The 23,023-nt window shown below is 61.7% G+C and carries 22 protein-coding genes; 6 read left to right on the forward strand and 16 right to left on the reverse strand.

Going from position 1 to position 23,023, the window contains the following annotated elements:
- Positions 1–19: 19 nt before the first annotated feature.
- The 4 genes from BW950_RS07250 to BW950_RS07265 are packed head-to-tail and all read left to right on the forward strand — an operon-like array spanning position 20 to position 4,584.
- Entirely contained in the window at positions 20–1,408 is a 1,389-nt protein-coding gene (locus BW950_RS07250; RefSeq protein ID WP_083943823.1) for a hydroxymethylglutaryl-CoA reductase, degradative, read from the forward strand.
- Positions 1,398–2,480 carry a diphosphomevalonate decarboxylase gene (gene mvaD / locus BW950_RS07255; RefSeq protein ID WP_076488629.1) on the forward strand — a complete coding sequence of 361 codons (1,083 nt, stop codon included), beginning with the start codon at positions 1,398–1,400 and terminating at the stop codon, positions 2,478–2,480. Before BW950_RS07250 ends, mvaD begins: the two co-directional genes overlap by 11 nt.
- Positions 2,477–3,568 carry a mevalonate kinase family protein gene (locus BW950_RS07260; RefSeq protein WP_076488630.1) on the forward strand — a complete coding sequence of 364 codons (1,092 nt, stop codon included), beginning with the start codon at positions 2,477–2,479 and terminating at the stop codon, positions 3,566–3,568. Before mvaD ends, BW950_RS07260 begins: the two co-directional genes overlap by 4 nt.
- Positions 3,565–4,584: a mevalonate kinase family protein gene (locus BW950_RS07265; protein WP_076488631.1), complete on the forward strand. Its 1,020-nt coding sequence runs from the start codon at positions 3,565–3,567 to the stop codon at positions 4,582–4,584. The genes BW950_RS07260 and BW950_RS07265 overlap by 4 nt, the downstream gene beginning before the upstream one ends.
- Here BW950_RS07265 and BW950_RS07270 read toward each other — a convergent pair.
- From BW950_RS07270 to BW950_RS15115, 12 genes are all read right to left on the reverse strand, one after another.
- Positions 4,581–5,264 (reverse strand): DUF6320 domain-containing protein, encoded by a 684-nt coding sequence (locus BW950_RS07270; RefSeq protein ID WP_143559162.1) that lies wholly within the window; start codon positions 5,262–5,264, stop codon positions 4,581–4,583. The two genes, BW950_RS07265 and BW950_RS07270, sit on opposite strands and share 4 nt — an antisense overlap.
- 36 nt (positions 5,265–5,300) lie before the next feature.
- Positions 5,301–6,644 carry a condensation domain-containing protein gene (locus tag BW950_RS07275; protein ID WP_076488633.1) on the reverse strand — a complete coding sequence of 448 codons (1,344 nt, stop codon included), beginning with the start codon at positions 6,642–6,644 and terminating at the stop codon, positions 5,301–5,303.
- Positions 6,645–6,656: 12 nt separating this feature from the next.
- Positions 6,657–7,736, reverse strand: a complete 1,080-nt coding sequence (fbaA, locus tag BW950_RS07280) for a class II fructose-bisphosphate aldolase (protein WP_076488634.1) — start codon at positions 7,734–7,736, stop codon at positions 6,657–6,659.
- A 155-nt stretch (positions 7,737–7,891) separates the two neighbouring features.
- Positions 7,892–8,683 (reverse strand): SDR family NAD(P)-dependent oxidoreductase, encoded by a 792-nt coding sequence (locus tag BW950_RS07285; protein WP_076488635.1) that lies wholly within the window; start codon positions 8,681–8,683, stop codon positions 7,892–7,894.
- On the reverse strand, positions 8,680–9,819 hold the full coding sequence (locus BW950_RS07290; RefSeq protein WP_076488636.1) for a toxic anion resistance protein: 1,140 nt from the start codon (positions 9,817–9,819) through the stop codon (positions 8,680–8,682). Before BW950_RS07290 ends, BW950_RS07285 begins: the two co-directional genes overlap by 4 nt.
- A 67-nt stretch (positions 9,820–9,886) precedes the next feature.
- Positions 9,887–10,561, reverse strand: coding sequence for a 5-bromo-4-chloroindolyl phosphate hydrolysis family protein (locus BW950_RS07295; protein WP_076488637.1), 675 nt, complete (start codon positions 10,559–10,561; stop codon positions 9,887–9,889).
- 115 nt (positions 10,562–10,676) lie between these two features.
- Positions 10,677–13,664 carry an insulinase family protein gene (locus BW950_RS07300; protein ID WP_076488638.1) on the reverse strand — a complete coding sequence of 996 codons (2,988 nt, stop codon included), beginning with the start codon at positions 13,662–13,664 and terminating at the stop codon, positions 10,677–10,679.
- Positions 13,665–13,743: 79 nt separating this feature from the next.
- Entirely contained in the window at positions 13,744–14,145 is a 402-nt protein-coding gene (locus tag BW950_RS07305; RefSeq protein WP_076488639.1) for a rhodanese-like domain-containing protein, read from the reverse strand.
- Positions 14,146–14,199: 54 nt separating this feature from the next.
- A complete protein-coding gene (locus BW950_RS07310) occupies positions 14,200–16,572 on the reverse strand; it encodes a glycoside hydrolase family 65 protein (protein ID WP_076488640.1) in 2,373 nt (790 codons plus the stop codon).
- 60 nt (positions 16,573–16,632) lie between these two features.
- Entirely contained in the window at positions 16,633–17,355 is a 723-nt protein-coding gene (locus BW950_RS07315) for a 5'-methylthioadenosine/S-adenosylhomocysteine nucleosidase family protein (protein WP_076488641.1), read from the reverse strand.
- Complete coding sequence (locus tag BW950_RS07320; RefSeq protein WP_234969051.1) at positions 17,352–18,554, reverse strand: MalY/PatB family protein; 1,203 nt, start codon at positions 18,552–18,554, stop codon at positions 17,352–17,354. Before BW950_RS07320 ends, BW950_RS07315 begins: the two co-directional genes overlap by 4 nt.
- A gap of 13 nt (positions 18,555–18,567) precedes the next feature.
- The gene (locus tag BW950_RS15115) at positions 18,568–18,750 is read right to left on the reverse strand and encodes a hypothetical protein (protein ID WP_159438752.1); all 183 of its coding nucleotides are present in this window, start codon (positions 18,748–18,750) and stop codon (positions 18,568–18,570) included.
- A 70-nt stretch (positions 18,751–18,820) separates the two neighbouring features.
- Between BW950_RS15115 and BW950_RS07330 the strand changes: the two genes are divergently transcribed.
- Entirely contained in the window at positions 18,821–19,798 is a 978-nt protein-coding gene (locus BW950_RS07330) for an EF-P lysine aminoacylase GenX (RefSeq protein ID WP_076488714.1), read from the forward strand.
- A 62-nt stretch (positions 19,799–19,860) separates the two neighbouring features.
- Positions 19,861–20,424 carry an elongation factor P gene (gene efp, locus BW950_RS07335; protein ID WP_018525826.1) on the forward strand — a complete coding sequence of 188 codons (564 nt, stop codon included), beginning with the start codon at positions 19,861–19,863 and terminating at the stop codon, positions 20,422–20,424.
- Positions 20,425–20,482: 58 nt separating this feature from the next.
- On the opposite strand, the gene BW950_RS15120 is transcribed toward efp, so the two are convergent.
- From BW950_RS15120 to BW950_RS07350, 4 genes are read right to left on the reverse strand one after another with little or no spacing between them, the layout of a single operon-like run.
- Complete coding sequence (locus BW950_RS15120) at positions 20,483–20,641, reverse strand: hypothetical protein (protein ID WP_159438753.1); 159 nt, start codon at positions 20,639–20,641, stop codon at positions 20,483–20,485.
- 4 nt (positions 20,642–20,645) lie between these two features.
- On the reverse strand, positions 20,646–21,446 hold the full coding sequence (locus BW950_RS07340; RefSeq protein WP_076488643.1) for a hypothetical protein: 801 nt from the start codon (positions 21,444–21,446) through the stop codon (positions 20,646–20,648).
- Positions 21,443–22,447, reverse strand: coding sequence for an ABC transporter ATP-binding protein (locus BW950_RS07345; RefSeq protein ID WP_083943826.1), 1,005 nt, complete (start codon positions 22,445–22,447; stop codon positions 21,443–21,445). Before BW950_RS07345 ends, BW950_RS07340 begins: the two co-directional genes overlap by 4 nt.
- On the reverse strand, positions 22,444–22,929 hold the full coding sequence (locus BW950_RS07350; protein ID WP_076488644.1) for an asparaginase domain-containing protein: 486 nt from the start codon (positions 22,927–22,929) through the stop codon (positions 22,444–22,446). The genes BW950_RS07345 and BW950_RS07350 overlap by 4 nt, the downstream gene beginning before the upstream one ends.
- Between the last annotated feature and the right edge of the window lie 94 nt (positions 22,930–23,023).

Consider the following 23,023-nt stretch of genomic DNA (forward strand, 5'->3'; position numbering starts at 1 on the left):
ATTGAAAAGCAGGTATCCCATGGCTGATAGAGCAGACAGACAAGACGAGTTTTTTTCCCGAACCTTCTCTGCGGAATCTCCCGGGTTGCCCCGGAACTTCCGAAAATTGCCGGTGAGGCGCAAGCGGGATCTTTTGAGGCACATGCTGGAAATTTCTCCCCAGGAAATGGAAGCCTCCGGCGGGGATATGCTGGATCTGGCCGATGTTATGGTGGAGTCCGCCCTGGGTGTCATGCCCGTGCCCCTGGGGGTGGCTCCGGGATTTCTTATCGACGACCATGTCGTTAACATTCCCCTGGCCGTGGAAGAGCCGTCGGTGATCGCCGCTGCCTCCTTTGCGGGACAACTGGTCGCCAGACGTGGCGGCGGCTTCTGCACCACGGGAACCGGCCAGGTCATGACTGCCCAGATCGCCCTGGATCAACCCCTGCCGGGGGCGGAAGAGGCCATCGCAGGAGCCGAGCGGGAGCTCCGCAAAGCCCTCCAGGGGATTCTCGCCCCCATGACACAGCGGGGAGGAGGCTACCGGGGCATCGAGGTCTCCCGTCTTCCCGAGGAAGATATGCTGGTGGTCTATCTGCACGTGGATACCTGCGATGCCATGGGCGCCAATATCATCAATACCGCAGCCGAGGCGTTGCGGGCTCCCCTGGAGCGCTTGAGCGGCGGCTCGGTGCTCATGTCGATTCTGACCAATGCTGCGCCCCGCCGCCGGGCCCGGGCATCTTTTTCGATCCCCCTGCGACACCTGGCGCGTCCACCCTTTGACGGCCCACTCATGGGACAACGAATTGTCCGGGCGAATCACTTTGCCCGGGCCGACCGCCTTCGGGCCGTGACGCATAACAAGGGAATCATGAACGGGATTAGCGCACTGGCGACGGCTACAGGAAACGACACCCGGGCGGTGGAAGCCGCAGCCCACGCCTACGCATCCCGGAGCGGGACCTACCAGGCCCTTACGGAGTACCAGATCGTGGGAGACCATCTGGAGGGGGAGCTGGAACTCCCCCTGGCTCTGGGGATCGTAGGAGGAGCCACGGGCCTCCACCCGGTGAGCAGCCTCTCGCTCAAGATTCTCTTCATGGACCCCAGGCTGGAACGTTCCGCCAGCCGGCTTGGACGAATAGCAGCCTCGCTGGGGCTGGCCCAAAATCTGGCGGCCCTGATGGCTCTGGTCAGCGAAGGAATCCAGAAGGGCCATATGCGCCAGCACGCCCGCCGTCTGGCCTGGGCAAGCGGCGCCCGGGAGGAAGAGATTCCCCTTCTCGCCGAAGACCTCTGGAACCAGGGAGTTTTTAACCTTGAGGCGGCCCACAGGCTGCTTCAAACCCTGCGGGCCGGCCTGCAGCCGGACCGCGGCCAGGCCAGGGCCAGCCGGAATCCAGGAGACCACCATGAGTCATGACCCGGGTCAAGGCCCCGAATCCTTTCCCAGAACGATCAGCGCCACGGCTCATCCATCCCTGGCTGTGGCAAAATACTGGGGGAAACAGACGGGAGCGATCAACACGGCGGCAACCCCGAGTGTAGCCATAACCCTGGGAGCAATCGCCGCCCGCACAACCCTCACCGTGGACTGCGCAAGTGAGGGGGATCAACCCTGCCGGGACCAGGTGGTTCTCAACGGGGTCTCCCAGGACCCGCGACGGTTCCGGCCCTTCTTCGATGCCGTGAGAGAGGTGATCACCCTCAATTGCCCCCACCAGGACGGAGGATCCGATCAAGCGGGGGAATGCCTTTTCTTTACCGTTCGCTCCGATAACGACTTCCCCACCGCCGCCGGTCTTGCCAGCTCTGCCGCAGGCTTTGCTGCCCTGGCAGCAAGCGCCCTCACGGCGACCCTGGGAGAACGCCCCCCCGAAGAGATCTCCCGCCTGGCACGGATCGGCTCCGGCTCGGCCTGCCGGAGCGTCTACGGCGGCTTTACCCGATGGGATGCGGGAGCCCCTGCGGCAGAACAACTCTATCCCGAGACGTGGTGGCCCGATCTGCGTGTGGTGGTGCTCCCCGTGAGCTCCGCCGAGAAACCGCTCTCCTCGCGGGATGCCATGAACCGAACCAGAGACACCTCACCCTTCTACGACGCCTGGGTCGCTGATGCTCCTTCCCTGGCCGGAGAAACCCGGGAAGCGATCGCCCAACGTGATCTGGAGAGGCTGGGTCAGACCGCCCGCCTGAGCTATCTGCGGATGTTCAGCACCATGTTCGCAGCAGCCCCCCCCATCATGTACTGGCTTCCCCAATCGCTTGAGATCATTCGGGGACTGGAAGAACTGCGCCGAATGGGTCTCCCCGTGTGGGAAACCATGGACGCCGGGCCTCAGGTGAAAGTCATCACCGATGCTGCCCACGCCCGCCAGGTGGCCGAAGAGTTCCGGGACCTTCTGGTATCACCGGCCATAATCAGCGAAGTGGGGCCTGGTGTGACGGTAGGCACGGCTTCGGACAGGACCGTGAGCGGGGGCGATCACGCGTGACCTACAGCGTTCCTGCGTCCCTGCTCCTGGCGGGGGAATACGCCGTTACCCGCCCCGGCGGAGAAGGGCTCGCCCTGGCGGTCTCTCCCCGGGCGTGGGTCTCTCTTCAGGGTGATCTGAGTTCCCGGGGGAGGGCCGCCTTCCGGCGGGATCTCTTCCGGGAGCGCCCCTGCCTGGGGGTACAGGCCCTTCAGGGGTCGGCAGGCACCAGCCACTGGCCCGACGATCCCCTGCCGGTGGTTCAGCCTGTCCTGACAGCTCTCACGGAAATCCTTCCCCGGGATATCCCGGATCAGAACCCGCCCGAGGACCAGCCTCCGCAACCCGGGACGCCACCCCGGAAGAAAGACCCCCTCTGGACCATCACGATCGATACAAGCCGGTTTTTCTCTGCCCGGGGGGGGCTCAAACAGGGCCTGGGCTCCAGCGCGGCCGCCACAGTCCTTCTCACGGTGGCCGTGCTTCATCTGATCGGCCTGGACCCTTTGCGAAACAAGCCGCTTCTCTTCCGGATTGCTCACAGGGCGCATCGTCTCCTGCAGGGAGGCCGTGGCAGCGGCTACGATCTGGCCTGTTCCATCACGGGAGGAACAATCCACTTCACGGGGGGAGACCCTCCCGAGTGGACCCCCCTGGAGCTGCACACCCAATGGGCCGCGACAGGACTCTCGCTTTTCTCTTCAACTTCGGGAACACCCGTGAAGAGCTCAGCCGCCGTGGAAGCCTTCAACAAGGCCTTTCCCCCCGGTTCCGGGATAGATAATCATGCTCTGAAACGGTTTCTAAAACGAAACAACGCTGTCGTGGAGGCCCTAAGACAGGCAACATCGTCGGAAGAGCTCTTCTCTGCCCTGGCTCGGGCCAGGGAGATCTCCCGGCACCTGGGAGAGCAGATAGGGGTGCCCGCCGCCGCACCTATCCCCTCTCCCGGCTCTCACTGGCAGGCGAAAACCAGCGGGGCCGGCGACGAACAGATCATCATCTTCGCTACCGGATCGTCCCGGGAGGGCGCCCCGGAAGACTACCCCGGGGAAAGCACCAGCCTGACGGTGGAGCCCCTGGGGCTGATCAGGGAGGAGCACCCGTGAGAGACATATCCCTGGAAGCACCGGGAAAACTTCTGCTCTTTGGGGAACACGCCGCCGTCTACGGATTCCCGGCCCTGGGGCTTCCTCTGGATCGGGGCGTCCGCCTGAACTATCGGCCCGGTTCGGACTGGGCCTTCCGCGTCTACACCGGGGAAATTCCGGGCCTGGCATCGCCCTCGGGAGCACCAGGAACGCCCCCTGCCCCCCGGGAGATTCCTCCCCCCCGAGGGGTCGAGGGGTTTTTTCCCCATCTGCAAGCGGTCTTGTCTCGTTCTCTGGCGCCCCTGGCAGCCACAGGAGGGTTGCCTCCCGGCACGCTGGAGCTCCAGACCCGCCTTCCCCTGGGAAGCGGCTTCGGCTCCAGCGCGGCCCTCTGCACAGCCCTGGCACGCCTGGGTATCAGCTGGGCCTGGCCGGATTCGGAGGCCCATCCTGCGTCACCTCAAGAGGTCTGGCAGATAGCCCACGACCTGGAGCGGTTCTTTCACGGCACCCCCAGCGGAATCGATACGGGCTTGAGCACCCTGGAAAGCCCCCGGGCCTTTTTCTTCTCCTCCCGAGCAGAACTGCCCCGGGCGATCCCTCTGACGCTCCCGCCGCTGAATCTGGTGGTGGGCTCGATCCCCCGACAAAAAAAGACAGCCCAACTGGTAGCCGCTGTGGCAGAACGGCGCAAAACCCGCCCGGAGGAGACAGAAGGTCTTCTGCAAAATCTGGGAGCAATTGCACGCACGATCATCACCGATGATCCCCCGCCCCCCCCGGATGAGTGGGGCCGGGCTGCCTCGGAAGCCCAGGAAGCCCTCTGGCGCCTGGATCTCTCCACCCCCGAGCTTGACCATCTGCTTCGGGAAGGGTGCCGGGCAGGAGCCCTGGGGGGAAAACTCAGCGGAGCCGGAGGGGGCGGCGCCTTCTTCCTGATCTGCCCTCCCGAAGAGGGCGGGGATATCCCCGTCCTGAAGGCTCTGGCGCCATATATCCCCCCTGAAGGAACGCTCTTCTCCCTGCGGATTTAGAGGTGCAGGCGCCGCCGCAGGTCAATATACCGCAATACCGTGGCGTGAAAAATCAGAAAGAACAGCGCTGCCGGGAGAGCCGTGAGCAGGACCAGCCCGGACCACCCCGGGTGCAGAGGCTGCCCCCGGTAATTCCTGATAACCAGATCGACTCCCACGCAGACCACCCCCGCCATGGCCAGGGAAACGGCAAGACGCACCCCTCCCCGAACCCGCTGTACCGCCACCACCGTGACCGCGATCACCAGAGCGCACACCAGAAGAATCGGCAGGGCCACATCGAGGTACCAACTCCAGGTCCCCCCCGTGGCGTGGGCGATACCGTAGAGCAAGGCTGCCACGGCTATGACATCCAGAAGATAGGCCCCCCAGGGGGGAACTTCCGTAAAAGGCAGAGCAAGAAAAACCCAGGCGGTGCCCAAGCTGTAGATCACCAGAGGCGACCAGGAAACTCCTCCATTAAACAGGCCATCAACCACCAGGACCACCGCCCCGGCGGCGACAAGAAGGAGTGTAATGAAGCGAAAAACGATCTTCCGTCCCGAAGGGATCTCGCCCACCTGCGGATTCTCGGGATACTCCGTGAGGCCAGGCACCTCCTCCTGCAACTCTTCCATGCCGCACAGAGGGCACCGCTCCCGGTGGGGCTCCAGCCTGACACCACAGTGTGTGCAGAACATCTTTATGTACCTCCGCTTTTCTCCTGCCGCGCAGGGTCAATTCGTTATGAGATCCCCCTGGATTCCCAGGGATGCCAGGGTCTGGAAGAAACTCCGCTCCACCACAGGATCGCGTCGGAGACTTCCAAAACTCACCGAGACGATTCCCCGAAAGGAAACAAGCGTCATGTTCGGCCCCGTCACAGCCGAGGGGGGCGGCAGAAAGTCGAAATCGAGAACCTTCCCGGCGGTCTCCCGGGAGAGCGAAACCTCACCCAGATTGGAAAAACTCGCCGTATTAACCGCCTCGCCCTGGAAGCGATAGACTCCCCGCAGGATCAGATCCTTCAGGAAGACCGGAATTGACCGGTTGAACCAGTTTTTCCGGGCGGCCACGTTGCGCGCCACCTGCTTTCGCAGACTCCGGGGATCCAGCTGCGCCCGAAGCTGATGGTGCACGTTCCGGGCGATTTCATCCACCTGGTAGACCCCCAGCCGCTGATCAAGTTCCACCATGGCGTAGACAAAAAAGTTCCGCATCGTCCGCAACCCCGTGCCAGGACGCATATCCACGGGAACCAGAATGCGAAGGGGCCGTCGATGCCGCCGGGGCTGGTGCTCCCGGTGGTAACATATCTGGAAGGCGTACATGAAAAGAGCCAGGAAGAGATCCGTTACAGAAACGCCCATGCCACGAGCGATCTCCTTGACCCGCTCCAGGGGATAACGTCCGGTGGTGACACGATAACGCCCCCGCGCAAGCAGAGGACCAGGCACATGCCAGGCCAAGGAATAGGAGGGCGGATGCGGCTGCCCCGGCCGATAGAAAAGCCTGCTGGCGTAGCGGGTCTCCCAGGACTCGGGTTCGCCCGGCCGCAGGATATCGCCAACCCCGGGGGGATGCCGGTCTTCGCCGGAACGTTCACTGTCCAATTGAGAAGCACCATCGAAGGGTTCACCCCGGAGGACAGCGCTGTACATCTCCAGAAGAGTCCTCAAGAAGAGCAGCGCGCCCCTTCCGTCGGTGAGGACGTGGGAGACCTCCACCGCTATGCGGCATCCCCGGGCCCGCACCACAATAAGAGGCCGAGCCCCACCCCGCTTGGGAAAATCCATGCAGGGAAACCCGTCGTCCCGGAGCACTCCCGCAGGAGGACACTCTTCCAGATAGTACCAGAAAAGCCCCTGCCGGAGTCGAACACAGAAATAGGGTGCGCGACGATAGAGCGCAGCCGTTGCCTGCTCCAGTGAAGCAAGATCAACAGGCTCTTCCAGACGCGCCGAGATTCTGAAGACCGTGGTAAAACGGGAGGAGAGGGCCGGGGGAAAGATGATCGCCGTAGTATCAAGCGGATACCAGCGCAGGGAGTGTTCTCCCCGCGCTGCACCGAAGGATATCACCGGCTGATCCGATCAACCAAGATCAAACTGATCAAAAGCGTTCAGGTCCCGGAAGGCCTGAACCAGGCGTTCGGCATACCCCTTCTCGCCCGCCACCATCCAGGCCCGGGGATCGATATACTTCTTGTTGGGCTTGTCCTCGCCCTCGGGGTTTCCGATCTGAGCCATCAGGTAGTCATGGTTTGCATCCATGTACTCCCGGACAGGCCGCGTGAAGGCCCACTGGGTATCGGTGTCGATGTTCATCTTGATCACACCGTACTCGATCGCCTCGGTGATCTTGGCCTGCTCCGAGCCGGACCCTCCGTGAAAAACCAGATCCAGGGGCTTCTCCTCGCTTCGGCCCCGCTCCTGACGGATCATGGCCTGGGAATGCTTGAGAATCTCGGGACGAAGCATCACGTTACCGGGCTTGTACACCCCGTGGGTGTTTCCGAAAGCGGCAGCCACGGTGAACTTGCCAAGAGGGTTCAGGGCATCGTAGGCCTGGAGCACCTCTTCCGGCTGGGTGTAGAGACGGGAAGAATCGATGTGGCTGTTGTCCACGCCATCCTCTTCGCCACCGGTAACACCCAGTTCGATCTCCAGAGTCATGTTGATCTTTGCCATGCGCTCCAGGTACTCGGCGCAGGTCTTGATATTTGCCTCCAGATCCTCTTCCGAGAGATCCAGCATGTGGGAGCTGTAGAGGGGCTCTCCTGTGGACTTGAAGTACTCTTCGCCCGCCTCGAGCATACCGTCTACCCAGGGAAGAAGCTTCCGTGCGCAGTGGTCGGTATGAAGAATCACGGGAACCTCGTAGAGCTTGGAAAGCATCCGAATGTGATGCGCTCCTGCCACAGCCCCCGCCACGGCCGCACGCTGGTTGGTGTTGTCCAGGTACTTTCCTGCGTTAAAGACAGCCCCGCCGTTGGAAAACTGAATAATAATAGGACTATTTGCCTGTTTTGCTGCGTACATAGCTGCGTTGATCGTGGACGAACCGATCACGTTCACCGCAGGAAGGGCACACTTGGTCTCCTTACAGTAGGCAAAAACCTCCTGCAACTCGTTGCCGGTAAGAACTCCCGACCGTACTTTCATTTTAGACATACCGTCTCTCCTTCGTGGGAACTGGAATTGTGATTATCCAAACTGCTTGCAAGCTCACCCTGGCGGGAATGCCCGGGCCAGAGTGTTTACAAACACCTCGGGTATTGTAGACCAATGAGGACAACCGTTCAAGAACGTTGGTTCAAGATGTAGATTCAGGAACGTCGGCGCTGAAGAAGATGCATAATCCGGCGTGCTGCCCACCGGGGGAGCCGCGGCCCTGCCATCGACCAGACCCAGGCTCCTGCCCCCACGGGCACCACGGCGTTCCCCCGGCGGATCGCCCCCATCACCCGGGCCGCCACCGCGTCGGCCCCGGGCAGCCGCCCTGCGGGACCAATCCCTGCAGCGGCGTGGAAGCCACTCTGGAAGGGGCCGGGACAGACCGCCACAAAGCGGATTCCCCGGGACCGATATTCCTCCCGCAAGGACTCCGAGAGGCTCAGGGCGTAGGCCTTGCTTGCGTAATAGACAGCCATGAGCGGCCCCGGCGTAAAGGAAGCCACGGAGGCCACAGTACAAACGGTGCTTCCCCGTTTCATCCGGGGAGCAAAGCGGTGAATTGCCTGGGTGACAACGCAAACATTCAGGGCGATGGTCTGCTCGATTCGCTCCCGGGAAAGCTCCTGGAAGGGACCGTAATCGCCCACACCGGCGTTATTGATCAACAGGTTGATCTCTTCGGGATCCACCCCCTGCTCTGCCAGGCTTCGCTCCAGAACATCCACCGCCGAAGGCACGGAAAGATCAAGGCAAACCAGCCGTATCCGCCGCGAGGTACAACGCTCAACCAGCTCCCGGGTGATCTCCCGCTCCAGTTCCTGCAAAACCGCATCGCGGCGAGCCACCAGCACCAGGTCCCACCCGGCCAGGGCGCACCGTCGGGCCAGCGCTCTCCCCAGGCCAGAGGTAGCTCCTGTGATCAGGGCCCACCCCGGAGCGGTCACAACGACCGGTCCTCCCGGGAGGATTCGTTGCTTTCGGCGGTTATCCGCTGGAGCCTCCGGGACAGGGTGCTCTCCATTTCAGCCAGAGCCACCTCGGCCTGGGCGCGCTTTTCCCGTCCCTCCTGCTGAATCTGGAGCGTCTCCTCAATCGTGGCGATCAGCTCGTCGTTCACCGACTGAAGGGTCTCGATCTCTACAATGGACCGCTCACTCTCCCGGGCCACACCGGTTGAGCCTTCCCGCAGCATTCGGGCATTCTTCTGCAGAAGCTCGTTGGTGGTATCCGTAACCTGGCGTTGCAACTCCAGAGCCTTTTTCTGCCGCACCAGCCCCAGGGCGATCACCACCTGGCTCTTCCAGAGGGGAATCGTTGTGAGGATCGAACTCTGGATCTTCTCCACCAGCGTCTCGTTGTTCCCCTGGATGAGGCGGATCTGGGGAGCTGTCTGAATTGCCACCATGCGGGAGAGCTGCATATCGTGGAGTTTTTTCTCGAACCGGGAAACAAGCTGGTTCATGTCCTGGAGCTCCTGCGCCCGGGAGGGATCCCCCGAAGTACGAGCCCGTTCCTGATATTCGGGAAGGACCGTGTCGCGCACCTCCTCAAGAAGCAGCTTGCCCGCCGCGATATGAACATCCAGCTCCTGAAGATACTCGCCGTTCTTGGTGTAGAGCGTATCCAGGAGCGCAATATCCCTGAGCAACCCCATGCGGGCCTGCTCCAGCTCGCGCACGATCCCGTCAATTTGAGTAGCCAGAGTCTCGTAGCGCTGAAGAAAGGCGTTAACCCGGCGTTTTGCCCCCCCAAAGAGCCGCCCCAGTCCGGAGGGTTCAGTGGCAAGACTCCCCACATCGGCCGCACGAATTGTGGTGACCAGACCGCTGAGAATCGCCCCCGCCTCGCCTCCGTCCTTGGTCCGAACCTCGGAGAGAACCTTTTCAGCAAACTCCGAGATACGCCGCTGGGGAGCCACCCCGAATTGAACAACGGTCTGACGATCCCGGACATCGACCGTCGAGGCAACCTCACGGGCACGATTCTGAAGCTCCGGAGCAAGATCCTCGATACTGATCAGTTCCTTCTCCGGCGAAGCCGGTTCGGTCTCGGGTCGGGTTTTTCCTGTGTCCTCTGTCATAGCCTTATCCCCTTGATACTAATACACCTTCCCGGACCAAAAATCAGGCCAGAGACGGCAGACCGTGTCAGGGCTCGCCGAGCCCTTCCATCCGGATGGTTTGTTCCAGGACCCGCAACTCCACGTCCAGATCCATCACATCGTCTTCCACAAGCTGAAGCAGCTGTTTCTCGTAGGCAATCCGTATCGTATCGAGGCTGGCTTCGGCACGGTGCAGGGCGGAATCCATCTCGGGACTCCGCACACCCCGGTTTGCCAGCCCTCCGTAGCGCTCGACCACCGTTATGGTAGCGTCCAGGTAATAGTCAAGAAACTTGCGAGCCTTTTGGAGGTTCTGCGGGTCCTGGCGAATCTCGCTAAGAATCCGTGCCGCTGCATCGCACACAGCCAGAGCCTTGGCACGAACCCGCTGCTCCTCGACCACAGCCACGGCCCGGCGCAGTTGCACCAGTTTCCGGCTCCCCAGGGAGAGCGCTTCCAGAAGTTTTCGGTCCTCGGGGGAGGAATCAGGCGATCCTTCTCCGGAATGGTCCGACCGACCACCCCGGGATGCCCCGGAGATCCGGGAAGAGCCAAAGGGAAACCGATCCCGAAGCCGGCGTGGCCAGGACTCGCCCAAGGCGGAGATCCCGGTGTAACAAAAGCCCGTCACGATCAGGGTCGAGACCAGTCCGAAAGAAAGAACGTGGCGAGAAACAACGAATACGACGGCCGCTCCGAAGGCGGCAAGAGCCTTGGTCATGGTTTCCTTCTCTCTCTGCTTATCTTATCCCGAATATACCATCGAAAGGTACTATCCAGAAGATACACCAGGGCTCCGCCTTGTACTACCTGATTGGGGTAACTCTGTTTCCGGTTCAGAGACCAAGCTCTGTGAGAACGAACTCCCCCGTCCTTCCTGGCAGGGTCTCGTCCCGGCGCAACTCCTTCAGGGCAGCCTTGCCACCCAGCACCGCCAGAGAAGCCTCCGAGAAGTTTTCCCCGAGCAACTCGGCCACCTGGCGGATCTCGCCGGGCGAAACAGCCCGCACCTGATCGCGTGTCATCTGCCGCAGCTCGTCGTCGACCCCCAGCAGGCGTCGCCGAAAGTTCATAAAACCCGCTTCCCGTGGCGTCAGAGGTCGCAGCTCCCGGCCGAGCATACTCACCTTGGCCAGATCGAGAACTCCTGGAGATACCTCTTCCCGAGCCAGCTCCCGGAGCGACTCCTGGTAGGCCCGGATCGTCCTGGCACAGTGAGGATCCCGGTAACTGGCAAAGCTGAAAACCCCTTCGGCGGTGCGGCTCTGGGCGAAAGCCCCGTAGGCACCGCCCTGCATACGGATCTTCTCCCAGAGCAGGCCTGTTCGAAGAAGATGGGCAACCACGTCCTGGGCCGCCGCCAGGGGCTCCCCGAAGGAAACACCCCGCAAGGCCGCTGCCACATAGGAAACTCCTGCCGAGGCCAAAAGATACTCCCGGCCCGGTGCGGTCCCGGGAGGCAGAATCACCCCGGGCACATCCCCCTCGCCGAGGAAGACCTCTTCTTCCAGGCCCCCTTCACGGGAGAAGGCCTCCCGTCGGCTTCGAAGGGTCTCCAGCAAAGAGGGGAGCCACCGGGAAAGCTCATCGGCCAGGGGCTTCGAACCGGTGATATTCACGTTCACCCGGGCAGGGTCCATCAGGCGCAGGGCAAGGGCCAGCAACTCCCGGCCCAGAGCATCGGGGTCCTCCTGAACCATCCGGCGCAGGTGCAGGAGTTGGGAGATACCGTTGATCTCTTCTTCCGCCGCCAGCAGACCGTTGAGCCCCCGCAGAGCCCTCAACCCCGCGAAATAGTTCCCGGCAGGAACCACGCCGCCCAGCATCTCCTGAAGCATCTCCTCCAGAATTTGAACCAGCCGGGCAGAATCGGAAAAATCGATCTCCCCCAGGAGGCGCTTCAGGAGTTCCGCGCCCTCCTGCCAGGCCCGATCGAGAACCTTGAGCCGAACCATGAACAGGCGGCGCACCCGGGAAAGGTCCTTCAGGTGAGTCTGATTGGAAACGTAGACCGAGATGCCTCCCGTCTTGAGGTTCACCTGGCGGTTGAACTGATCAAAGGAGAGGCCCGGCAGACCTGTCTCGGTGAAGGCCCCGCCCAGAAGATTCAGGAGCGCCTCTTCCCGGGGGGAGAGCCGCCCGAAATCAAAAGCCAGATCCAGGTAGAGGATTCCCCGGGTAGCCTCGTTATGCCGATACAACGACGCCCCGGATCCCAGCGGCTCCAGCAGAAAGGGAGTACGGCGAATCTCCCGGGGAACATCCTCCAGGGAGAGAAAGGGAACCGTCTCTACCGCGCGAGGATCGTCGGGCTCGGTCTGAAGCCTCTCCAGATCGGCCGTTTCCCGACGGATCTGCTCCTCTTCAGCCTCGATCAGGGAATCCCGACGCCGGGCCAGCTCCTCTCGGAGCGCCTCCTCTTCCCGCCGGGTCTGATCAGGATCGGGACGAACGATCACGGTAGAACGGTGGGTGTTGTCCAGAAGGAGTTCCTCTATCATCGCCTCAAAAAAGCGCGGGTCCCGGCTCAGGCGATCCCGCAGGGCCTCCAGATCCTCGCTGAAACGCAGACCCGCTGCGGGGCTCCCCCCGTACATCCAGGAGCGCAAAACCCTGTTCATCACCCGCATTCCGCTGGGACCGCTTTTCTGCTCCCGGTGGTGAAACTCAACCCGTCGAAGAGCTCCTTCCACCAGCTCCGGCTCGAAGCCCTTCCGGGCAAGATCACGGAGGGTCGAAAGGGTGAGCTCCTCGATAGCCTGAGCCTGGTCGGTATCGGTACCACGGAGCCCCACGGAAAAAACTGCTTCGCGCAGATCCGTTTCCAGGCCAAACACGGGAGAGACATCCTGCCCCAGACCACTGTCGATCAAAGCCTTGGTGAGAGGTGCCCCGCTATTCCCCAGAAGAATCTCCGTCAGGATTGAGGCAGCAAGGAGCCGCCGTGTCTCGGTGACAGGGAAAAGCAGCCAGTTCAGGGTAACGGAGCTGCGCCGCGAGAGATCCTCCTGAGGCTCCACGGGATAGGTGGTCTCGAAAACCCGGGGAGCCTCCCACCGGGGCTGCTCGTCCTGAACCAGAAAGGTGGTGCTCTCCTGAAAGGCACCAAGGAACTCCCGATCCAGAAACTCAAGGTACTCCTCGGCAGGAATATCGCCGTAGAGGATAATCCGGGCATTCGAAGGGTGATAATACCGGCGGTGAAATTCTTCGAACTCCTCGAAGGTGAGCTCGGGAATTACCGCCGGATCGCCTCCGGAATCGTGACGATAGAGCGTATCGGGAAAGAGCGACTGGTAGCATTTCTCGGCAGCGATCGAATCCGGGCTGGAATAATTACCCTTCATCTCGTTGTAGACAATGCCCGTAATCTCCAGATCGCCCTGGGGGGTAAACTGCAAACGGTGCCCCTCCTGACGAAAAAACTCCGGTTTCAGAAGGGGGTGAAACACGGCATCGCCGTAGACCTTCATCATGTTGAACAGGTCCTGCCGCACGGGGCTCGCTGCGGGGTAGACAGTCTTGTCGGGGTAGGTCATGGCGTTCAGAAAGGTATTAACCGACCCCTTCAAAAGCTGGAGGAAGGGATCCTTCAGGGGAAACTCCCGGGATCCGCAGAGCACGGTATGCTCCAGAATATGGGCCACACCGGTGGAATCCTCGGGAAGAGTTGCGAAGGAGAAGGCAAACATATTTTCCGGATCGTCGTTGGCCAGATGGAACACCTGGGCTCCGCTCTTGAGGTGGCGGTACAGGGTACCTGTACCACGAAAATCGGGGAGCTCCCAGCTTTGGAGCACCCCATAGGTTGTATTACTGGACATGATTTCCTCTGATTTCTGCTTTTCTGGTTGTGTCGTGCTATATCTTGATGGCTGTTACCACAGGTGCTTCGGCGCCGGGCTAACTGGAAAGCGCACCGGTCCAGCGGTGGAGGGCGCCAAAATCGTAGACCCGCTGATACCCCAGGGAACGGAGAACCCGAGCCGCCTCGGCGCTGCGCCGGCCCGACCGGCAATAGAGAACCACCAGCTGCGTCCGGTCCCCCTGGGCCATCTCCTCTTCCAGAACCTGCAGATCCCGGTGGAGCGCCGCAGGAATATGGCCGTTCTCGTATTCATCCTGCGTCCGGACATCGAGGAGAAGGAACCCCGATGGAGGGTCATTGATCATGCCGGCAAGAACATCCACGTCCCGGGGATCGCCTAGGGCCGAATCCGGTTCCTGGGCAGGCAGGGCTACCGCTGCCGCAAAAGCAACCGTCACAGCGATCACCAGGGTGTTCAGAAAGATGCTTTTGGTCATGCCTGATAGAATTGCATCATTTCGGTCACTTGGGCAACCGCCTCACTCATCCTCTCACTCCGGTTTTGCTTCCGGGGCCGCCACCTCCAGGGGCTTTCCGGGAAGCAGCTTCAGGGGAGTTCCGCAAACGGTAATATCTGCGGGATCCCCCTCGATCAGCTCGAACCGGTAGCACTCCCGTTCAAGGGTTACCTCGATCCGGCTTTCGTGATACCGGATGCGAAAGGAGAGGCTGCCCCAGGTTGAGGGCAAACGGGGATCAAAGCTCAGGGCACCATTGTAATTCCGCATTCCCCCGAACCCGTAGGTAATCGCCATCCAGACTCCACCGGTGGACGCGATGTGGGCACCGTCCACCACATTGCCCGCCACGTTGGCCAGATCCATGAAAAGGGCGTACTGAAAATATTCCAGGGCCTTCTCTTCGTAACCGATCTCGGCAGCAAGAATAGACTGCACGCAGGCCGAGAGGGAGGAATCTCCTGTGGTGAGGGGATCGTAGTAGTCGAAGTTGCGTCGCTTGTCTTCCAGGGTAAACTCATCGCCCAGGAGAACCATGGCCAGGACCACGTCGGCCTGCTTGATCACCTGATGGCGGTAGATCACCAGGGGATGGAAGTGCAACAGAAGAGGATATCGGTCTATGGGCGTGCCGGCAAAATCCCAGCGCTCCTTTTCCAGGAAATTGTCGTCCTGGGGCAGAATTCCCCGTTCCATATCAAAGGGAATATACATGGCGTCGGCGGCAAGATCCCACTCGGCCCACTCAGTTTCAATGAGCCCTGTCTCGTGCACCAGGTGAGCGTAAGCCTCGGGCCGCTCTTCCCGCAGACGCCGCACCATGGCAGCAGCAAACCGCAGGTTCCGTCGGGCCATAAGGTTGGTAAAGGTATTATCGTTCACCACGGTGGTGTACTCGTCAGGACCGGTTACCCCGTGAATGTGAAAGTCCCCCGTTTCGGGGCTGAAGAAGCCCAGATCACACCAGAGCCGGGCCGTTTCCACCAGAATCTCGGCGCCCACCTCGGCCACCAGGTCAAAATCGCCCCGGGCGTCGAGGTAATTCTTTATGGCGTAGGCAATATCGGCGTTTATATGGTACTGCGCCGTTCCGGCAGCGTAGTAGGAAGAAGCCTCTTCGCCGTTAATCGTCCGCCAGGGGAAAAGGGCTCCCGATTCCGAAAGCTCCCGGGCCCGATCCCGGGCGTGGCCCAGCATGGAATGGCGAAAGCGCAGCAGGTTTCGCGAAACCCGGGGGTCCGTATAGGTCAGAAAAGGGGTAACATAAATCTCGGTATCCCAGAAGTAATGCCCCTCGTAGGCCTGACCGGTGAGCCCCTTGGCGGGAATCCCCGTGGTCTCGGCCCGGGCCGAGGCCTGGCAGAGCTGAAAGATATTCCAGCGAATAGCCTGCTGAACCTGGGGCTCGGCATCCACCTGGACATCGGCATGGCTCCAGAACTCCCCCAGAAAAGATCGCTGCCGCTCTTCCAGATGCTGGTAGCCGTCACGCATCGCCCTGTCCAAAGTACGGCAGGCCCGGTCCACCACCTCAACGGCAGGAACGGTTCGGGAGGTGTGGTAGGTGAAAAACTTGGTAATGTTTATCGGCACATTTGGTCTGGCGTCCACAGTAAAGACCACCTTCCCCAGATCCTCGCTCCAGGATCGCTGCATCTGCCAGGGATTGTCGGTCTCCATAATGTGGTCCATGCCCGCCCCGAGAACCATGCCGGAATTAGTGGTGCGATAGCCCGTGCAGACCCGCAAATCCCGCTCCAGGTGGTGCCGGGCGTTCAGAACCCGCTGGGTAAACCCCTTGGACCGCCGGGGATCCGAGAGAGGCCCGCCGTTCCCCCGTTCGTCTGAAGCAAAGCTGTCCTGACGGTTCAGAAGTTGTGAGGAGATCACCACGGGAGCATCGGTATCGACGGTGACCTCGTAGGAGATCGCCGCCAGATGGCGGTACTCCAGAGAAACCAGTCGCCGTGAGGTGATATAGACCTGCTTGCCTGACGGAGCGGCCCAATGAATGGTACGGGAAAGCACGCCGGTACGGAAATCGAGTTCCCGGTGGTACTCCACCATGCGGGCCGTGGGAAGGAAGAACGGCTCGTCATCCACATACAGCTTGAGGAGCGTGGCATCGGGAACGTTCACCATGGTCTGTCCGGTGCGGGCAAACCCGTAGGCCTCCTCGGCGTGAACAATGGGCCAGGTTTCGTGAAACCCGTTGCAGAACGAGGCTGATTCGATGGTGGGACGCCCCTCCTCGGGAAGCCCCCGAACGCCAATAAAGCCATTGGAGAGCGCAAAGATCGTCTCGGCGTTACCCATCCAGGGCTGGGAAAAGGCGGTCTCCACAATGGCCCATTCCTGGGACGGATAGAGATGCTCGGGCAACAACTCAAACTTTCGCGGAATCATGGGCCTGCTCCTCGTGGTGGTCCGACGGACCCGGATATTCGGGAATCTATGGTAACAGGGTCAGGCCCTGCAGGGAAGTAATAATTGCAGAATCAGATCAAGATTTTCACCAGCCCTGCGGCACGATTCAGCAAAGGAGAGCCGTTCGTCCCGAAAGGGATCGTCCGAGATGTATCGAGCCGCCAGCCAGGGCACCCCGGCCTGATCGGCAGCAACCGCCCAGGCAGCGCTCTCCATATCCAGCGCCTGAGCCCGGGCTATCCGTTCCTGCCAGACCGGAGGCAGCTCAGCCAGAAGACGCGAGTCAAGAAAGCAATCTCCCGTGAGGATCACCCCCCTCCGCAGCTGGCCCCGGAGACGGCGATGGAGATGTCGATGGAGATCAGCCCCCACGACCAGATCGGGACTCAGCGGAGCATCCCGTTCCGGAGACTCTCCCTTGCGAAGCGCTCCCGGAGCAACTCCCAGGGCCGTTACATCAACCCCATAGAACCCCAAACGGTCGGCCAGAACCAGGTCCCCCGGGCGCGCACCATCGCCGCCCGCCGCAGCGATCCCCCCCATGACCAGAGCCCGGGGCTTGACCTGACTCAGAAACCGGGCGGCCCCCAGAGCTGCGGCGATCGTTCCGGGGCCAGAGCAAAAGGCCGCCAAAGCCTCACCCTCAGCTCCCTCACCCCGGTAGACCACCCCCGTCCTGGGGCGACTCACCCCCCAGGACGCCACAAGGGGCGCCAGCTCCTGGGGCAGGGCCGTCAGAAGAGCCGCCCGGACCTGGCTCATTTCCCCTCGGCCCGGCCACCGCGAAGGCCTTGTCCGTCGAAGAGTTCCAGCGTTCGCCGCAACCGCGAGAGACCCTCCCGGAGTATCCCCGGCGAGGTGGCCACGTTGACCCGCAGGTGTCCCTCACCCTCGGGCCCGAACTGCCTGCCCTGGGAGACCCAGACTCCCTCGCGACGGGCCATCAGACAAAACTGTTCACTGGCATCAGGCCGATTCTGCCACCGGACAGAGCAATCTACCCAGGGCACAAAAGTTCCTTCGGCAGCGTAGACCTCCACCCCTGGCTCCCGGGCAAGATCCTGCCGCAGGAGCTGGCGGTTTTCCCAAACCGCCCGACACACCCCCTCCAGCCAGGAGGCTCCCCGGGAATACCCCGCCTCGGCAGCGGTGATCGCCAGAATATTGGACAGATCCTGCTTGCGCCGATGCAGGGCATCCAGAAAGAGTTGTCGTTCTTTCGCATCAGGAATTATCGCCATCGCCGTGGGAAGGCCCGCAATGTTAAAGGTCTTGCTCGGGGCCTGGAGCGCCACATCCCGGGGGTCTGCACCACTCAGAGCGTGCCACGGAACGAACCGCTCCCCGGGAAAGATCAGATCGCCGTGAATCTCGTCGGAGATAACCCGGACACCCCGCCGCCGGGCCGCCTCGGCTATGGTCTCCAGCTCCTGCCGGGACCAGACCCTTCCACCGGGGTTATGGGGAGAGCACACCAGGAGGACCCGGGCCTGATCCAGCGCCTGATCAAGACGATCAGGGTCAATCACCTGACGAGGCCCCTCGGGCGTCCTCTCCACGCCCAGAGGAACTGTCACCACCCGTCGCTGGAGCTGCTCCACCACCTCGAAGAAAGGAAAATAGACGGGCGAAAACATTGCCACCGCCTCGCCCGGAGCGGTCCAGGCCTCGATCAGAAGAGAAATCGAGGGCATCACCCCCGGCGCAGCAACCAGATGATCCGGCGAGATCTCCCAGTGGTTCCGCTCGAGCTGCCACCGGCAGAAAGCCTGGTAATACGAGTCCGGCACCAGGGTATAGCCAAAGACAGGGTGAGCAACCCGCTCCTCCAGGGCCTCCACAATCCCGGGAGCCACGGGATAATCCATATCGGCGACCCAGAGGGGAATCTCTCCGGATTTGGCCAGGTCCCATTTGAACGCACCGGTACCACGCCGGTTCGGAAGGTTCGTCATATCCATGACCTGCAGTTTCTCAGCCTTCCCCGATCTCGTCCAGATCTTCCAGTTCACCGAAGGGACTCTTTTTCTCCTCCATGGGCGCCCCCTGATCGGACGGAGGCTGGAAGAACTCCTCTTCCAGGCGATCCAGATAGGCCCGGTCCTGCTCCTCGCAGTAGTCCTCGAGGTTCTCCAGGTCTTCCTCAAAATCATTCATCTCTTCACCCATAGCTATACCTTAATGGAGCGCATTGTTTGATTCCACTCCTTTCGTGTATCTTCCCGGAATGACCGGACCTTCAGCATCGATCGCGGCTCTCCAGGCGCGGGCAGAGATTCTGCGCCGCCTTCGCTCCTTCTTTGACACCCGGGGATACCTGGCGGTGGAAACCCCCCAGCTCACACGAACTCCCATCCCCGAGGCACACATCAAGCTCTTTGCTACGACCCTGGCCCCGGCCGGAGACCCGCTCTTTCTGTTGCCCTCACCGGAATACCACCTGAAACAGCTTCTGGCGGCCGGATCGGGGAGTCTCTACGAGATCACCCACAGCTTCCGCAACGCCGAGACCCCCGGCCCCTGGCACAGCCCGGAGTTCACCATGCTGGAATACTACACCGTAGATGCCGACAGCACCGACTCGCTGCACCTGACACAGGACCTCCTGCGGGAGCTGGGCGAGACCAACCAGCCCCTGGTGATCTCCATGGAAGAGGCCTGGCTCCGCTGGGCGGGCATCGGCCTGGCGGCAACCCTGGCAGGAGAAGAGCGGGAAAACCGGGAACGTCTTGCCCGGGAAGCACTTCAGCGAGGCCTTTGCCTGCAGATAGAACCCGGCGAGACCTGGGAGGACCTCTTTCAGCGCATCTTTCTGAGCCACGTGGAACCCGGGCTACCCAGGGACCGCCCCGTCTTTCTCACGGGCTATCCCGCAGCAGTTCCAACCCTGGCCCGGAACATCCCCGGAACCCCCTGGGCAGACCGGTGGGAACTCTACCTGGGGGGGATTGAAATCGCCAACTGCTTTGGCGAGGAGACCAGCCCCGCCGTAATACGGCAGTTTCTGGAAGAGCAGTCGCGGGAGAAAAGCCCTCCCGGACTCGACCCCGGGCAGACGGAAGAACCCTGGGACCCCTCCTTTCTGCAACCTCCGGCCGAGCTTCCCCGCTCCTCGGGAGTTGCCCTGGGGGTAGACCGTCTGGTGATGCACCTCCTGAAAGAAGATTCCCTGAAAAGGGTGATATCTTTCACCCTTTTTGAGTAAACTGGGAGCAGGCCCGCCTGGAGGCGGGTCCAATCAATCACCCAAAGAGAGGAATCAAAGCCATGATTAAAGGCGGAGCAATCGAGAAGGGAATGTATATTCTCTTCAAAGGGGACCCGTATCTTGTAGCGGATCGGGAGTTTGTGAACCCCGGCAAGGGCGCAGCTTTCACCCGGTGCAAACTCAAGAACGCAAAAACAGGATCGGTCCTGCGAGAGACGATCAAGACCAGCGACAACGTGGAAGTTGCCGACGTCTACGACCGGGACGGCCAGTATATGTATGTGGACGGCGAATCCTACCATTTCATGGACGCCGAGAGCTACGAACAGTTCGAGATCCCCGCCGATGTTCTTGCAGAGACCGGCAAATACCTGAGAGAAGGGGATCAGTACCGCATCATCATGTGGGGCGAAAACCCTATCGACGTGATCATTCCCATGAAGCTTGTCTACACCGTGACCGACGCTCCCGACGCGGTCAAGGGCGATACCGTTACCGGAGCCACCAAAACAGTTGTGGTAGAAACAGGGCTGACCGTGCAGGTGCCCATCTTCATTAAAACAGGCGATAAAATCCGCGTGAACACCGAATCCGGTGAGTACGTCGAACGCGTAAACGACTAGAACCCCTGTCCGGGGTTTCCGGGCCCTGGAGGCCCCAGGAGACCCCGGGACGCTCCTGCTACACCGTGATCTCCACCAGCCGATCCAGCCTGAAGCGGATTACCACCATCGTCACCAGCATGATCAGAAGACCCGTCAGGTAAAGCACCACCAGAGCCCGGTTGGTCCAGGACGGGGCCCCTGCCGCCCGGCCCCGCTTGAAACGGAATATCTTCATTGCATCACCCCTGGGTTTCCCGAAACCGCAACACCGCCAGCCCCCAGCATATCAACACCACCGCAATATTGAATAACCCGTAGAGGGGCTCTTCCAGAAAAAGCGCCTCGGGAGCAACCCGTGCCCAGACGTTGCCACTCAAAAGAGACCCCTCGAAGCCGTCCAGAGCGATCCCCTCGATCCGGGGCGCCGCCACAGTGCCGTAGCGACCCGACAGATAGGGCAGGAAGACAATCTGCACCATGATGGCCCCCAGGAGGACGTAACTCACAAGCCAGGCCACACCCGCCAGGAGGGTCCTTCCCAGAGGGTTTCGTCGAAAATAGACCGCTCCGAAGGTGAAGATCGCCTGCACCGGCAGATATCCCCAAAAGCTCTCGGCGGCCCGCTGAATCCACCGGCCCCGGTCCAGAAAGACCAGGGGGTTCCCCTGCCCTCCCAGAAGAAGGTAGCCGCCCAAGGCCAGGAGCGAGGCCACGGCATAGGCCACGGTCAGAAAGGCGGCAAAGATCACCGTGGAAACCAGCACCTTGGCCCCCACCTTCTCCCAGGCCGCAGCCGGTCGCAGGAGAATCTCTTCCCGGCGACGGGGGTCACGCATATCCCCGAAAGCTCCCAGGGTGATCAGAACCCCTGCCAGGATCATCACCGCGCCAAAGGACCCCCAGATATTGAAAAGTTGAGGCCCCCGGGCCCAGCGGAGCAATTGCAAGGCCGTCACCGCCCCGGCGATCCCCCCGGCCGTCAGCAGAAGAGACCGGAACTGGAGCACCACCTCATGGCGCAGGACATGAAGGAATCTCACCGATCACCTCCCGGGCAGACGGCGGCCAGGGCCTCGGGGTTGGTCATGGCTGCATGGAAGAGCAGTTCCAGATCAAGCTCCTCCCCAGCCGGGGTTGTCCGGTCCCTGGGGACCACCGCCACGGGAACGCCAAACCGGACCTCCCAGGCCAGAGCCCCTGCCTGGCGAGCCTCCTCCTCGGAGGAGAAGCGCCGCAGCTCCAGTTCCTCAAGGAGGGTCCTGCGGGAGGCCTGGAAGAGAACCTTCCCCCCCTCCAGAATGATCACATGATCGAGCAGCTTGGCCACATCCTGCACCTGATGGGTCGAGACCACCACGGAGCACCCCTCCTGGGTAGCCTGGGAGATCAGCTGGCGGAAAACCCGCTTGGAGGGGATATCCAGTCCGTTGGTGGGCTCATCCAGGATAACCAGATCCGGGCCGCAGGCCAGGGCGGTCACCAGAAGCGCTTTCTTTTGCTGGCCATAGGAGAGAGACGGCAGAGCCTGATCCAGGGGGATCTCGAACTGCTCGGCCCAGGTCTCGGCCCGGGCCGGATCGAAGGCCGGATAATAGCCTGACTGGAGATGAAAGTATTGAACCAGCGTCACCGGCGGAGGCGCGATCTGCTCCGGGATAAAGACCAGACGCGAGAGAATAGCGGGGCGCCGTCGCCCTGCGGGTGATCCAAAGAGGGAGACCCGGCCCTCCCGGGGAAAGAGAAGGCCCATCCCCAACTTGAGCAGGGTGGTCTTGCCCGCACCGTTTCGTCCCAGAAGCCCCACCACCCCTCCCGCAGGAAGGGTAAAATCAAGATCCTGGAAGAGCGGCCGTTTCCGGGAATAGGCAAAGCGAACCCCCTCCATCTCCAGGGGAGCTGGCTCCAGAGGAACTGTCTCCGGGGGAACTGCCTCCGGGGGAACTGCCCCCGGGAGAGATGCCTCCGGGCCGTGGCCCTCCCGGCACGGAGCCAGCGAGGCCTGATCCCGGAAGGGCAGGGTCCAGCGAGTCCCGCCGGTCATAGAGTCTCCTCGAAGCAGCCCTGGCCCCGGTTTTTCTGAACCCTGCCAGCGGGAAAAACCTGGCCGTGCATCACAATGTAGACCCCCGGGGGGCAGGTCCGGGCCGCCACAATGGCACCTCCCAGGTTAAAGAGCGCATCGGAGCCGCTCACCGTGAAGGGCACCATGGCTCCCGTGAGAACAATCGTCTTGTCCAGCCCCTCCTGGAGAAGCCGCTCCGCCGTGAGGGTCATGGAATCTGTTCCGTGGGTGATCACGATGGACCGCTCCGGGGCGGCCCGGCAGGCCTCGGCCACGGCCTGGCGGTCCTCGTCTCCCATATAGAGGCTGTCCACCAGGCGGCATATTTCCAGCTCGAGCGGCACGGTGCAGCGCACCGTCTCCAGAATCTGGGGGAGGTGGGTATCCCGAAAGGTGAGTTCCCCCCGGACCGCATCGTAGTGTTTGTCGAAGGTTCCCCCCGTGATAAGAAGGCGCAGCATGGGCCATTCTTGCCCGAGGAGCAGGCCCTGCGCAAGCACCAGACGAAAGACGCCCCCGGAGAATCTTCCCCGGGGGCGCGTGAATGGGCCAGAG

This window comes from Alkalispirochaeta americana (genome assembly GCF_900156105.1).
In the GTDB taxonomy this organism is placed as follows: domain Bacteria; phylum Spirochaetota; class Spirochaetia; order DSM-27196; family Alkalispirochaetaceae; genus Alkalispirochaeta; species Alkalispirochaeta americana.